General features: G+C 69.6%; 11 protein-coding genes and 1 pseudogene. 8 read left to right on the top strand and 4 right to left on the bottom strand.

The annotated features are described in order from the left end of the window. Positions 1-132: 132 nt before the first annotated feature. The gene (lexA, locus tag ACZ7JA_RS17240; protein WP_014675455.1) at positions 133-912 is read right to left on the bottom strand and encodes a transcriptional repressor LexA; all 780 of its coding nucleotides are present in this window, start codon (positions 910-912) and stop codon (positions 133-135) included. Positions 913-1,479: 567 nt separating this feature from the next. On the opposite strand from lexA, the gene nrdR reads away from it, so the two are divergent. Both nrdR and ACZ7JA_RS17230 read left to right on the top strand, forming a co-directional pair. Then, entirely contained in the window at positions 1,480-2,028 is a 549-nt protein-coding gene (nrdR, locus tag ACZ7JA_RS17235; protein ID WP_389305853.1) for a transcriptional regulator NrdR, read from the top strand. 164 nt (positions 2,029-2,192) lie between these two features. After that, positions 2,193-5,090, top strand: coding sequence for a vitamin B12-dependent ribonucleotide reductase (locus ACZ7JA_RS17230; protein WP_351669610.1), 2,898 nt, complete (start codon positions 2,193-2,195; stop codon positions 5,088-5,090). 66 nt (positions 5,091-5,156) lie between these two features. On the opposite strand, the pseudogene ACZ7JA_RS17225 reads toward ACZ7JA_RS17230, so the two are convergent. Beyond that, a pseudogene (locus ACZ7JA_RS17225) lies at positions 5,157-5,717 on the bottom strand (TerD family protein); the annotation flags it as partial. Positions 5,718-5,841: 124 nt separating this feature from the next. Here ACZ7JA_RS17225 and ACZ7JA_RS17220 point away from each other — a divergent pair. The 3 genes from ACZ7JA_RS17220 (at position 5,842) to ACZ7JA_RS17210 (ending at position 8,120) form a co-directional block, all read left to right on the top strand. Beyond that, positions 5,842-6,447: a YdbC family protein gene (locus tag ACZ7JA_RS17220; RefSeq protein ID WP_351669608.1), complete on the top strand. Its 606-nt coding sequence runs from the start codon at positions 5,842-5,844 to the stop codon at positions 6,445-6,447. A 95-nt stretch (positions 6,448-6,542) separates the two neighbouring features. Then, on the top strand, positions 6,543-7,202 hold the full coding sequence (locus ACZ7JA_RS17215) for a histidine phosphatase family protein (RefSeq protein WP_351669606.1): 660 nt from the start codon (positions 6,543-6,545) through the stop codon (positions 7,200-7,202). Between the two features lie 12 nt (positions 7,203-7,214). After that, positions 7,215-8,120: an ADP-ribosylglycohydrolase family protein gene (locus tag ACZ7JA_RS17210; RefSeq protein ID WP_389447850.1), complete on the top strand. Its 906-nt coding sequence runs from the start codon at positions 7,215-7,217 to the stop codon at positions 8,118-8,120. Between the two features lie 305 nt (positions 8,121-8,425). Here ACZ7JA_RS17210 and ACZ7JA_RS17205 read toward each other — a convergent pair whose 3' ends face one another. After that, the gene (locus ACZ7JA_RS17205; protein WP_389305850.1) at positions 8,426-9,973 is read right to left on the bottom strand and encodes an MFS transporter; all 1,548 of its coding nucleotides are present in this window, start codon (positions 9,971-9,973) and stop codon (positions 8,426-8,428) included. A 185-nt stretch (positions 9,974-10,158) separates the two neighbouring features. Here ACZ7JA_RS17205 and ACZ7JA_RS17200 point away from each other — a divergent pair, with 185 nt between their 5' ends. The 3 genes from ACZ7JA_RS17200 (at position 10,159) to ACZ7JA_RS17190 (ending at position 12,260) form a co-directional block, all read left to right on the top strand. Beyond that, positions 10,159-10,782, top strand: coding sequence for a TetR/AcrR family transcriptional regulator (locus tag ACZ7JA_RS17200; protein WP_351669600.1), 624 nt, complete (start codon positions 10,159-10,161; stop codon positions 10,780-10,782). Between the two features lie 81 nt (positions 10,783-10,863). After that, positions 10,864-11,565 carry a ribonuclease HII gene (locus ACZ7JA_RS17195; protein ID WP_351669598.1) on the top strand — a complete coding sequence of 234 codons (702 nt, stop codon included), beginning with the start codon at positions 10,864-10,866 and terminating at the stop codon, positions 11,563-11,565. A gap of 68 nt (positions 11,566-11,633) precedes the next feature. Then, positions 11,634-12,260, top strand: a complete 627-nt coding sequence (locus ACZ7JA_RS17190) for a hypothetical protein (protein WP_470808942.1) — start codon at positions 11,634-11,636, stop codon at positions 12,258-12,260. A 292-nt stretch (positions 12,261-12,552) separates the two neighbouring features. Here the strand turns inward: ACZ7JA_RS17190 and ACZ7JA_RS17185 are convergent, their stop codons facing one another. Beyond that, on the bottom strand, positions 12,553-13,173 hold the full coding sequence (locus ACZ7JA_RS17185) for a hypothetical protein (protein WP_351669594.1): 621 nt from the start codon (positions 13,171-13,173) through the stop codon (positions 12,553-12,555). Positions 13,174-13,425: the final 252 nt, after the last annotated feature.

Here is a 13,425-nt window from a genome sequence, read left to right as displayed (position 1 = left end):
CCGGACCAGCGTCGGCTCGCCGGGCCGCACAGCCGCCCGGCGGAGTCCGGACAACACAGGGCCCCGGAACCGGCGCAGAGGTCCCGGGGCCCGGTCAGGGGGACGAGCCGTCCGGCCCGTCCGCCACGGCCGTCACACGCGCCGCAGCACAGCGACGACCTTGCCCAGAATGGTCGCGTCGTCGCCGGGGATCGGTTCGTAGGCCGCGTTGTGCGGCAGGAGCCAGACATGGCCGTCCTCGCGCTTGAAACGCTTGACGGTGGCTTCGCCGTCGAGCATCGCCGCGACGATGTCGCCGTTCTCGGCGACCGGCTGGCGGCGGACGGTGACCCAGTCGCCGTCGCAGATCGCGGCCTCGATCATCGAGTCACCGACGACCTTCAGGACGAACAGCTCGCCGTCGCCGACGAGCTGGCGGGGCAGCGGGAACACGTCCTCGACCGACTCCTCGGCGAGGATCGGTCCACCGGCGGCGATACGGCCGACCAGCGGGACGTAGGACGCGGCCGGCTTGCCGGCGGTGTCGGTGGGCTGCACCGTCACGGCCTGGTCGGAGCCGCGCACCTCGTACGCGCGCGGGCGGTGCGGGTCGCGGCGCAGGAAGCCCTTGCGCTCCAGTGCCATCAACTGGTGGGCCACCGAGGACGTGCTGGAGAGGCCGACGGCCTGGCCGATCTCGCGCATGGACGGCGGGTAGCCGCGCCGCTGCACCGAATCCCTGATGACCTCGATGACCCGGCGCTGCCGGTCGGTGAGTCCGGAGCTGTCCGCCCGGATGCCTGGAGGTCGGCCAGGAAGGGAGCGCTTGTGCCCCTCGGGATTCGTGGCTTCGTTCATCGCATGTACCGGCTCGACTCGGCCCATGGAGCGGTCCTGGGCGGTGATGGTGGCACTGTCTGCGGTGGTGGTCACGTCGGCCCCTCTCGATGGTCTCCCTGCTGGACAACGGTAGTTGCTTTCGAAAGGTTGCGCCAAACACACGTTCGAGTGAAAAAGTGCGATTCGCCTGTCGTGATCATGTGTTTGGGTGTATGGCTAACGCGGCGTCCGGCGGGCGAAAGCGCCCATCGTTGTACTCTTCACCGCCGGGATCGGCGACCTTGCGGGTTGTGCCCTCAGTCTGCCATCCGGAATCCGGTACACCCGGATCCGGGCTCCCTTCTGCGCCGGAGTCCTACGCGGTCTCCGTGCGGCGCCCACGGTATCTCTGCAACCGCAGGATCGATACGTCCTTGCGCCCGCGTGTTCGGAAACGCCCGCAGTGGGTATCCGGGGCGTGCTCCGGCGCCGCGACACGCGTCATCGCCTCGCTGTATGGGCCAATCCCTACATCTAGTGGTTGGATGCTTACCGCAGCCCACAAGTTGTGGTCCCCCGGGTCTCGGACGGCTCCGCGATCGCCTATGCTTAGGGCTGCTTCGAGGGGCCCATGTGGTCCGGCGGGGCCATTGAGTCTGCTGTGAGGAGGGTTGGGAGATCATGCACTGCCCCTTCTGCAGGCACCCCGACAGCCGTGTGGTCGACAGCCGTACGACCGACGACGGCACGTCGATCCGCAGGCGCCGCCAGTGTCCCGACTGCTCCCGTCGTTTCACGACCGTGGAGACGTGCTCGCTCATGGTGGTGAAGCGGTCCGGAGTCACCGAACCGTTCAGCCGTACCAAGGTCATCAACGGTGTGCGCAAGGCGTGCCAGGGGCGGCCCGTCACCGAGGACGCGCTCGCCCAGCTCGGCCAGCGGGTCGAGGAGGCGGTGCGGGCCACCGGGAGCGCCGAGCTGACCACCCACGACGTGGGGCTGGCCATACTCGGCCCGTTGCAGGAACTCGACCTCGTCGCCTATCTGCGATTCGCCTCCGTATACCGGGCCTTCGACTCGCTCGACGACTTCGAGGCCGCCATCGCGGAGCTGAGGCAGGCGCGGGGCCCCGCCGCGGAGGACGAGGGCGCGGGAGCGGGGAGCCAGGAAGACGAACGCGGGCCCGGAGGGACCACCGAGGTCCCCGTGCCCGCCCACGCCGCCGACTGACCGGCGCGCCGGAACCCGGACGGACGCCCGGGTTCCGACTCGGGAGGCGGCGACCAAGACCTGTCGCGGATCGCAGTTGAGGGCGTCCGCGACACCAGACAGAACACCGTGCCACGGGAACATCGGGGCACTTCAGGGCGTTTTCGCCCGTACAGGGAGGCGGCATGACAGAGACGGCGAGCGGTCCGGCACGAGGTTCCCGAGCCAAGGGAGCCAAGGCGGGTAACAAGGGACTGCACATCGAGCGCATCCACACCACCCCCGGCGTGCACCCGTACGACGAGGTGGCCTGGGAGCGCCGTGACGTCGTCATGACCAACTGGCGCGACGGCTCGGTCAACTTCGAGCAGCGTGGCGTCGAGTTCCCCGACTTCTGGTCGGTGAACGCGGTCAACATCGTCACCAGCAAGTACTTCCGCGGTGCCGTGGGCACCCCGCAGCGCGAGGTCAGCCTCAAGCAGCTGATCGACCGCATCGTGAAGACGTACCGGAAGGCCGGTGAGGACTACAAGTACTTCGCCTCGCCCGCCGACGCCGAGATCTTCGAGCACGAGCTGGCCTACGCCCTCCTGCACCAGATCTTCAGCTTCAACAGCCCCGTCTGGTTCAACGTCGGCACCCCGCAGCCCCAGCAGGTCTCCGCCTGCTTCATCCTGTCCGTCGACGACTCCATGGAGTCGATCCTCGACTGGTACAAGGAAGAGGGCATGATCTTCAAGGGCGGCTCCGGCGCCGGCCTGAACCTCTCCCGCATCCGCTCCTCCAAGGAGCTGCTCTCCTCCGGCGGCAACGCCTCCGGCCCCGTCTCCTTCATGCGCGGCGCCGACGCCTCCGCCGGCACCATCAAGTCCGGTGGCGCCACCCGCCGCGCCGCCAAGATGGTCGTGCTCGACGTCGATCACCCCGACATCGAGGACTTCATCCAGACGAAGGTCAGCGAGGAGGAGAAGATCCGCGTCCTGCGTGACGCGGGCTTCGACATGGACCTGGGCGGCGACGACATCACGTCCGTCCAGTACCAGAACGCCAACAACTCGGTCCGTGTGAACGACGAGTTCATGACGGCGGTCGAGTCGAGCGGCAAGTTCGGCCTGCGCGCCCGCATGACCGGTGAGGTCATCGAGGAGGTCGACGCCAAGGCGCTCTTCCGCAAGATCGCCGAGGCCGCCTGGGCCTGCGCCGACCCGGGCATCCAGTACGACGACACCATCAACAACTGGCACACCTGCCCCGAGTCCGGCCGGATCACCGCGTCGAACCCGTGCAGCGAGTACATGCACCTGGACAACACGTCCTGCAACCTGGCCTCGCTGAACCTGATGAAGTTCCTCAAGGACGACGGCAAGGGCCACCAGTCCTTCGAGACCGAGCGCTTCCAGAAGGTCGTCGAGCTGGTCATCACCGCGATGGACATCTCGATCTGCTTCGCGGACTTCCCGACCCAGAAGATCGGCGAGAACACGCGCGCGTTCCGTCAGCTCGGCATCGGCTACGCCAACCTCGGCGCCCTGCTGATGGCCACCGGCCACGCCTACGACTCCGACGGCGGCCGCGCCCTCGCCGGCGCCATCACCTCGCTGATGACCGGTACGGCCTACCGCCGGTCCGCCGAGCTGGCCGCCGTCGTCGGCCCGTACGACGGCTACGCCCGCAACGCCGACGCCCACAAGCGCGTCATGAAGCAGCACGCCGACGCCAACGGCGGCGCCGTCCGCATGGACGACCTCGACACTCCCGTCTGGGCCGCCGCCACGGAGGCCTGGCAGGACGTCGTCCGCATCGGCGAGAAGAACGGCTTCCGCAACTCCCAGGCGTCCGTCCTCGCGCCCACCGGCACCATCGGCCTGGCGATGTCCTGCGACACCACCGGTGTCGAGCCCGACCTCGCGCTGGTGAAGTTCAAGAAGCTGGTCGGCGGCGGCTCCATGCAGATCGTCAACGGCACCGTCCCGCAGGCCCTGCGCCGCCTGGGCTACCAGGAGGAGCAGATCGAGGCGATCGTCGCCCACATCGCCGAGAACGGCAACGTGATCGACGCCCCCGGCCTCAAGCCCGAGCACTACGAGGTCTTCGACTGCGCCATGGGCGAGCGCGCCATCTCCCCGATGGGCCACGTCCGCATGATGGCCGCGATCCAGCCGTGGATCTCCGGCGCCATCTCCAAGACGGTCAACATGCCGGAGACGGCGACCGTCGAGGAGGTCGAGGAGATCTACTACGAGGCGTGGAAGCTGGGCGTCAAGGCGCTCGCCATCTACCGCGACAACTGCAAGGTCGGCCAGCCCCTCTCCGCCAAGACCAAGGAGAAGGAGAAGGCCGAGGTCACGGAGAAGGCCGAGGCGGCCATCCGCGAGACGGTCGAGAAGATCGTCGAGTACCGCCCGGTCCGCAAGCGCCTTCCCAAGGGCCGCCCCGGCATCACCACGTCCTTCACGGTCGGCGGCGCCGAGGGCTACATGACCGCCAACTCCTACCCCGACGACGGTCTCGGTGAGGTCTTCCTGAAGATGTCCAAGCAGGGCTCGACCCTCGCGGGCATGATGGACGCCTTCTCCATCGCCGTGTCCGTCGGTCTGCAGTACGGCGTTCCCCTGGAGACGTACGTCTCGAAGTTCACCAACATGCGCTTCGAGCCGGCCGGCATGACGGACGACCCGGACGTGCGGATGGCCCAGTCGATCGTCGACTACATCTTCCGCCGCCTGGCGCTGGACTTCCTGCCCTTCGAGACGCGCTCCGCGCTCGGCATCCACTCCGCCGAGGAGCGTCAGCGGCACCTGGAGACCGGTTCCTACGAGCCCGCCGACGACGAGGTCGACGTCGAGGGCCTGGCCCAGTCGGCGCCGCGCACCCAGGAGCTGAAGGCGGTCGCGACTCCCAAGGCCGAGTCCGAGGTCGCCAAGCCGGCGCCGAAGCAGGCCCACACCAGCGCCGAGCTGGTGGAGATGCAGCTGGGCATCCAGGCCGACGCCCCGCTGTGCTTCTCCTGCGGTACGAAGATGCAGCGGGCCGGTTCCTGCTACATCTGCGAGGGCTGCGGCTCGACCAGCGGCTGCAGCTGATGACACGCCGTTCCTGAGGTGAGGGGCGCCGGCGATCGCCGGCGCCCCTCATCCGTGCGCTGCGTGTCAGGGACGGTGCCTGCCGCCCATGACATGGGGGAAGGACGCCGGGTCCTCGTCGTAGCCGTGAACTCCGGGGTGGAACGTCCACTCGCCGGAGTCGTCCCGCACGAACTCGCCGATCGTGGCCGCCGTGGCCTCGGGGACCGAGGCGAAGTCGTCCTCGGCGAGCACGGTGTAGCCCTCGCGGATGCGCATGGCCGGGCCGAGCACGTCCGAGAAGGTCCTGTGCCCGGTCCGCTGCTGGATGACCACACCGACCACCACGCGCGCGTACCGGCCGTCGAGCCGGTCGAGCTCGATGGTCATGACCTCGTCCCAGCCGAAGCCCTTGCCGTCGGTGCTGTCCCGGTTGAGGAAGATCGTGCCGTCCGGCGAACGGCTGTCGAAGTGCACCAGATACGCCGGCGCCCCGTACGGGTCGCCGGACTCGAACGGCCCGGCCACGATGTCCAGATCGGTGGGCGGTCGGCCCGCCGGACTGGGGTCCCACTTGAGCGCGACCTCGACCTTGCGGATTCCCTTGCTGAAGCCAGCCACCGGGCTTCGCCACCCCCTTGAAGTGCCATGCCTGTCAACTGCCCCGAAGTCAGGGCCGTTTGTTCATCGTGCCACGCGCGCGGTGAGCGTGCGCGGGCGATCTCGGCCGGAGCGTGACCGGCGCCACGCCCGGTGGCCTTACGATGGCGCGGTGCTGGTCAAGTGGATTCGCTGCACCGTGGTGGACCGCCGCGGCTTCGAGCGCGGGCAGCGGAAATGGGCGGGGCTTCCGGGGGAGCCGGGTTTTCGGGGGCAGGGTGGAGGCTGGAGCCGGCAGCGGCCCGGGGTGGCGCACATCTTCGCCTTCTGGGAGAGCCGGGCCTTCTACGACTCGTTCATGGCCCGCTCCCACGACCGTCTGGCGGCCGCCCAGTCCGGCACGTTCAAGGATTCCCAGGTCAAACTGTTCGAGTACCGGTTCGACGTGAAGACCGGCTTCGAGCCCCGGTTCACCGACTCCGACCTGGTCCGCGTCGCGCTGTGCCGGGTCCACGAGGAGCGTGTGGAGCACTTCACCCTCATGCAGGAGAAGGTCTGGAACCCCGCCATGGCCGGCTCGCCCGGCATGATCCGGGGCATGTTCGGCGAGGCACCCGAGCAGGAGTTCCTCATCCTGTCCATGTGGCGGTCGGCGGCCGAGCACGGGAAGTACCGCACCGAGCGGGTGGAACGCCTCGCTCTGCGCGCCCAGACGGAGGCCGACATCGCGGCCCTGACCGGCGACATCGTGGAGCTGGAGCCCTCCTGGACGGTCTGAACCGTGCGTGCCCGCTGCACGGACTGCGTGTGACCTACGCCGTATGGGGCCCGTAGAAGTGCTCCACCGTCCTCCGTTCGATCTAGGGTTTCGGCATGGCACGACCACGGCGCATCGTCCTTGTCCGGCACGGCGAGTCAACGGGCAATGTTGATGACTCCGTGTACGAGCGGGAGCCCGATCACGCTCTCGCCCTCACCGAGCGCGGCTGGAGGCAGGCCGAGGAGACCGGGAAGAAGATCCGGGAGCTCTTCGGCAGGGAACGTGTGAGCGTGTACGTCTCCCCCTACCGCCGTACCCACGAGACGCTGCGCGCCTTCCACCTCGACCCCGGTCTCATACGCGTCCGGGAGGAGCCCAGGCTGCGCGAGCAGGACTGGGGCAACTGGCAGGACCGCGACGACGTGCGCCTGCAGAAGGCGTACCGGGACGCCTACGGCCACTTCTTCTTCCGGTTCCCGCAGGGCGAGTCGGGCGCCGACGTCTACGACCGGGTCGGCGGCTTCCTGGAGAGCCTGTTCCGCAGCTTCGAGGCGCCGGACCATCCACCCAACGTGCTGCTGGTGACGCACGGGCTCGCGATGCGGCTGTTCTGCATGCGCTGGTTCCACTGGACGGTGGCGGAATTCGAATCGCTGTCGAATCCCGGGAACGCCGAGATGCGGACGCTCGTTCTCGGTGACGACGGCAAGTACACCCTGAACCGGCCCTTCGAGCGATGGCGGGATCCGGTGCCGCACTGGGGTTCCGGATAGAGTGGCAGACCGATGACCGCTGACTCCTCTTCTCTCGAGCGCCTGAACCGCGCCCTGGCCAGCCTGCGTGGACTGGCGGTGGGAGACGCGCTGGGCTCGCAGTTCTTCGTCCCGGAGAACTACCCCCTGCTCAAGCACCGCGAGCTGCCCGCCGGCCCCTGGCAGTGGACCGACGACACGGAGATGGCCTGCTCCGTGGTGGCCGTCCTGGCCGCCCATCACCGGCTCGACCAGGACGCGCTGGCACGCTCCTTCGCCGAGCACCACGACTTCGACCGCGGCTACGGCCCGGCCGTCAACCGGCTGCTCCGCCTGGTCCGCGAGGGCGAGGACTGGCGCGAGCTGTCCGCCGGCCTCTTCAACGGACAGGGGTCCTGGGGCAACGGCGCCGCCATGCGCATCGCGCCGCTGGGCGCCTGGTACGCGGACGACCCCGAGCAGGCGACCCACCAGGCGGAGATCTCGGCGTATCCCACGCACCAGCACCGCGAGGCCGTGGTGGGCGCGATGGCCGTCGCCGCGGCCGCCGCGCTGGCCGCGTCCCCGGCGGGCCCGCCGGGCCCCGAGGCGCTTCTGGACGGTGTCATCGCGCTCATCCCGAAGAGCGCCGTCGGCGCGGGGCTGCGCAGGGCCCGCGACATGCTCGACTACGGGGACGCGGCCACCGTCGCGGCCGTGCTGGGCTGCGGACGCCGTACGTCGGCCCACGACACCGTCCCGTTCGCCCTCTGGTCCGCCGCGCGGGCCCTGACGGACTTCGAGACGGCGTTCTGGACGACTGCCCGTGTCGGCGGGGACGTCGACACGACCTGCGCGATCGTGGGCGGCGTGCTCGGCTCCGGCAAGGCGGGCACGCCCCCCGCGCAGTGGGTGGAGCTGACCGAGGCGCTGCCTGCCTGGGTGCCGACGGGGTTCTGAACGCCCGCCGGCCGTTCCGGCAGCGGACTCGCGGAAACTCTCCGTGCGCGCCGGGAACTCTGTGTGACCGTCCGCCGTTTCGCAAGTAGTCGCTCCGCGAACGCGGACGACGGCTCGGTTCGGGCGGCTCATGGGCGGGAGGGGTGCGGGTGATGGCGGTCGTTGTCACTGTGCTGACAGTGCTTGTCCCGCTGTCGGTCTACGTGCGCGTGGTGGCGCGGGCGGTGCGGCCGGCCGGACCGCAGCATGTCGGGTTCCCCCCGCTGCGGTCGGGCCGTCCGCGGTGCCGCGCGACCACGGGCCGGTCAGCCGATGCCGGGCCCCGCTGTGCCGGCGAGGGCATCGATATCGCTCCTGCGGACCTTGATCACCAGCCAGGCGGTGAGGAACGCGAGCACGGCCATGGCCGCGGCCGGGACGAAGGCCGCGGAGATCCCGTGCGCCAGCACCTCGTGCCCCCAGGGCGCGGGCAACTGGTGTGTCGTGGCGAACTGCGCCTTCTGCTCGGGCGTGCCGTCGGCGAGGAACTGCGGCAGCTGTTTCTTCGCCTCGTCGGTGCTCGCGGAACCGAAGACGGTGGTGAGGATGGACAGACCCAGCGAACCACCGACCTGCTGGGTGGCGTTGAGCAGTCCGGAGGCCGCGCCCGCCTCGTGCTGGGCCACGCCGGAGACGGCCGTGACGGTGACCGTCACGAAGTTCAGGCCCATGCCGAAGCCGAACACCAGCATCGGTCCCAGCACCCCGCCGAGGTAGGAGCTCTCGGGCGTGATGAAGGTCTGCCAGACCAGTCCGGTCACCACGAGCGCCGAGCCGGTCATCATGAAGGGTTTCGGGCCGAGCGTGGGCAGGAAGCGCTGGGACAGACCCGCGCCGACAGCGATCGCGAAGGTCACGGGAAGGAAGGCCAGGCCGGCCTTGATCGCGCTGTAGCCGAGCACGTTCTGCACGAACAGCACGATGTAGAAGAACATGCCGAACATAGCCGCGGCGAGGCTCAGCATGATCACGTACGTGCCCGAGCGGTTGCGGTCGGCGAACATCTTGAGCGGGGTGATCGGCTCCTTCGCCCGCAGCTCGATGAGGACGAAGGCCACCAGGAGCACCACCGCGGCGCCGAAGGACCCGAGGGTGAGGCCGTCCCGCCAGCCCTCCTCCGAGGCGCGGATGAACCCGTAGACCAGCGATGCCATGCCGGCCGTCGATGTGAGCGCTCCCGCGATGTCGAACCGCCCCGGGTGCCGCTCGGACTCGCTGATGTACAGCGGGGCGAGGAAGGCGATCAGCAGGCCGATCGGCACGTTGACGAAGAGCACCCACCGCCAGTCGAGCCAGTCGGTCAGCATGCCGCCCGCGAGCAGGCCTATGGCGCCACCACCCGCGGACACGGCGGCGAACACGCCGAAGGCCCGGTTGCGTTCCGGTCCCTCGGGGAACGTGGTGGTGATCAGGGCGAGCGAGGTGGGAGAGGCGATCGCGCCGCCCACTCCCTGCAGGGCGCGTGCCGCGAGGAGTTGCCAGGGTTCCTGGGCGAGCCCGCCCAGGAGCGAGGCGAAGGTGAACAGCAGGATGCCGGTCATGAACACCCGGCGCCTGCCGAGGATGTCGCCGGCCCGCGCGCCGAGCAGCAGCAGACCCCCGAAGGTGAGCGTGTAGGCGCTCACCACCCAAGTGAGGTCGGTGGTGCTGAACTTGAGAGCGTCTTGAATGTGCGGGAGCGCGATGTTCACAATCGTCGCGTCGAGTACCACCATGAGCTGGCAGGCCGCGATGACGGTGAGAGCGATGCCGGGATGCCCGTCCCGGCGTGCCGCACCCGGTTTCCGTTCTTGGAGCAGCTGAGAGGTTGTCACTATGGGTCCCCCACAAAGGCGTTAGTGAACGATCGCGTTCACTTCCGCGTCAACGGTAGTGAGTCCCCGACAGTGAACGCAAGCGTTCACTTAATTCCGCGTCGCGTGTCGCCTCCCCCTTGCCGCGACGTGACGCGACCCCACCTCGGAACCCCCGCTTCCCCTTGCATGCTGGAGAAACACAGATGGAAACCTCGCGCTGGACGGCCGCTCCCGCTCAGGCGGCCTCCCCCCGGCGGCGCGGCGCGGTGCTCGAGCGCGCGATCCTGGATGCCACCCTGGAGCAGCTCGGCACGGTCGGCTGGAACGGTCTGACAATGGAGGGCGTCGCGGCGGGCGCCCAGACCGGCAAGGCCGCGGTCTATCGCCGCTGGTCCTCCAAGGAGGATCTGGTCGCCCACGCCCTCGAGGCCGGACTGCCCCCTGTCGAAGCGGCCCCCGACCTCGGTGGCGTCCGGGAGGATCTGCTGGCCCTGTGCCGGCGCGCACGGGACGCCATGTTCTCCCGCCCCGGTTCCGCTCTGCGCGCTGTCATTCACGAATGCGATCCGGCCCAGGTCGAACGCTTCCACAGTGTGATCATCGAGGGAGTGGTCGAGCCGATGATCGAGCAGCTGCGCGAGGTCGTCATCCGCGGTATCGAGCGAGGAGAAGTGCGCCCGGACGCCGACAACGGCTACGTCTTCGACGCCGTCCCGGCGATGATGATGTACCGGTCCAAGATGTGCTCCAGCGAATGGAGTGATCAGGATCTCGAAGAGATGATCGACCGGCTGATGCTGCCGCTGCTGCGGCAGCACGGGGCCTGACCCGGGTCGTCGGCGTTCCTGGTCCGATCACGGGGGCCGGGGTGTCGCGCGGCCCCGCGGGCGGCGTAATCTAAGGGCGCCATGCCGTACGAACCACCTACACACACCGTCGAGCGCTCCCTGCGCGCCACGACCGGAGCGAAGGTCATTGCCGGTGTCGACGAGGTGGGGAGGGGTGCGTGGGCAGGCCCCGTCACCGTCTGCGCGGCGATCACCGGACTGCGCCGGCCGCCCGAGGGACTGACCGACTCCAAGCTGCTGACCGTGAAACGGCGTACGGAACTGGCCGGGATACTGCGGTCGTGGGTCACGGCCTACTCCCTCGGGCATGCGACGCCCGAGGAGATCGACGCCCTGGGCATGACCGCCGCGCTGCGGCTGGCCGCCGTCCGCGCCCTGGAACTCCTGCCGGTCCGCCCGGAGGCCGTGATCCTCGACGGCAAGCACGACTACCTCGGTGCGCCGTGGCAGGTGCGCACGGTCATCAAGGGTGACCGGTCCTGTGTGGCCGTCGCGGCGGCATCGGTGATCGCCAAGGTTCAGCGCGACAAAATGATGGCCGAACTGGGTGTCGACCACGCAGACTTCGGATTCGCGGACAACGCAGGGTATCCGTCGCCCGTGCACAAGGCGGCACTGGAGGAGCGGGGCCCCACCCCGTACCACCGCTTGTCGTGGGCGTATCTTGATGCGCTGCCCCAGTGGCGGCACCTCAAGAAGGTCCGCAGCTGGGTGGACGGAAGCGTTCCGGAGATCGAGGGTCAGCTCGGCTTCGACTTCTGACGGTTCCGCTCGCACTGATGTGCCACCCGGCCAACCGTGCCGCACCAACGTTTGATAAAAATCAGCTCATGCCTCTCATTCCCGAGGAGCCTCAGATTCACGAGAGTGCCCAGGGTCCCCGCACCGCGCCGACCCCACGCCCCGTACCCGGCCCCCGTCCCGCGGCTCCGTCCCGCCCCGGTCGTCCAGGCCCCCCGCGGCCCGCGCCGCCGGTGCAGCGCGCCTCGCGTGACGCGGCTCCGGCCAAGCCGGCCCCGTCGGGTCCGGCCGCTCCCGCCGCCAAGGCTTCCACCGCCGCGCCGGCGAGTCCTCAGGTCCAGTTGATCCCTGCATCGGCCGACGGCGCGCTCGACGCCGCCGACGAGGCAGTGGACCTGCTCCTGGACTCGGGCCGCGCCCCCGGTGAGGTGCTGGTGATCACCACCGGCTCCCAGCATCCGTGGGCGGAGCACGAGTTGTCCTTCGGAGAAGCCTCCTACTGGAAGCAGCACGACGCCGGTGACGACGTCTTCTACACGGACGCCGTCCACGCCTCCCGTGCCGCTACCCGGCCCGTGGTCGTCGTGGCCGTCAACGGAGACTCCGCAGACACCACCGCCACCGCCCTCCCGCTGGCCCACTCGCGAGCCGGCGCGCTGCTGATCGTCTGCGGTGACCCGCAGCAGATCAACGCGGTGCTGGGCGCAGGCGTCTGAAGCACGTCCGGGCCCCTCGGGGCCGGGCATGGCGAAGACCGCTCCGACGACCTCCGTACGGCGCGGCTTTCGGCATGCCCGGACAACCGGCCGTTCCGCATGCGTGAGTCGGGCCCGTCCGCAGGCCGCCCTCCGCGGCGGCGCGGGCAGCCTGCGGGCCCCTGGCGGCGCCATGGGCAGCCCGCGGGTACTGGAGGCCGTCGTCCGCCCGGTCGTAGGGATGCGACCGGTGGCCGGCCGACGCCGCCTTGAACCGCCACAGACGGAGCTCCGCCCTTTCGGGCGACCGGCTTCAGCGGGCGGCCGCGCGGCGCAGGACCTCGGAGACCGGGCCACCGGTGCGGGGAGGCAGGGGCGGAGCCTGTGACATGGCGAAGGACTCGGGCTCCGAGTGGGCGTTCGGATGGCGTCCGCCCCTTCCCTCACCGAGCACCTGCCAGCCGTCCCCGGTCAGGGTGATGTACGCCCCGCAGCGCAGCCCGTGCAGGGTGCAGGCGTCCCGGAGCCCCCACATCCAGGCCCCGTCCTCCTCGGTCCAACGGGACTCGCCCTCACGGCAGTAGAGCAGCACCGCGGTGCGCACGGGAGTACGGCGGCGCAGGTCGTGCGGGATGACCCGGCGCAGCTGGTCCAGCAGCGCGTTGCGGAACATCCAGCCGTCGGCCGGCGCGGGGCGCCGTACGAACGACGCGCTGGCGCAAAGGCGTTCCTCCGGATCCAGCACGGCGACGACCGCCGTCGACGGCTGGGGACGATGGCGGGCGTGCAGCCCGCCGACAACCTCACGCGGGTTGCGCAGCAGGGGTATTCCGGCGGCCGCCCACTCCGCGGGCTCGAGCAGGCGACTGGCGGAAGCGGCGGACGCGGACGTCGACAAGGAGGCCGCCGAGGACGAGGCGAATCCGAAGGTCACGTTCCTCCCTTCGGCTACGCGCCCACACTGCGGGCGAGGTCGGATTCGGGGGAGCGCGCACCGCGGCGAAGCCCACGGATCGTGGGCGAGCCGTGCGGGGAGCGGACTTCAATTCTTCCTGTCGAACTTGGATGCGGCAACGAGCAATTGGAGCCGCTGACGGTTATCTGGTGGTGCGTGGCTTATATCCCTACCCACAGGAGGCGTTGACGACCCCTGTGGCGCTCGACCGAGGCACGTTCGTGTCCCGCG

The organism is Streptomyces sp. NPDC038135, from assembly GCF_055601245.1.
Note: the sequence above shows the minus strand (reverse complement) of the source record. Positions and strands in the feature narration are given on the sequence as shown.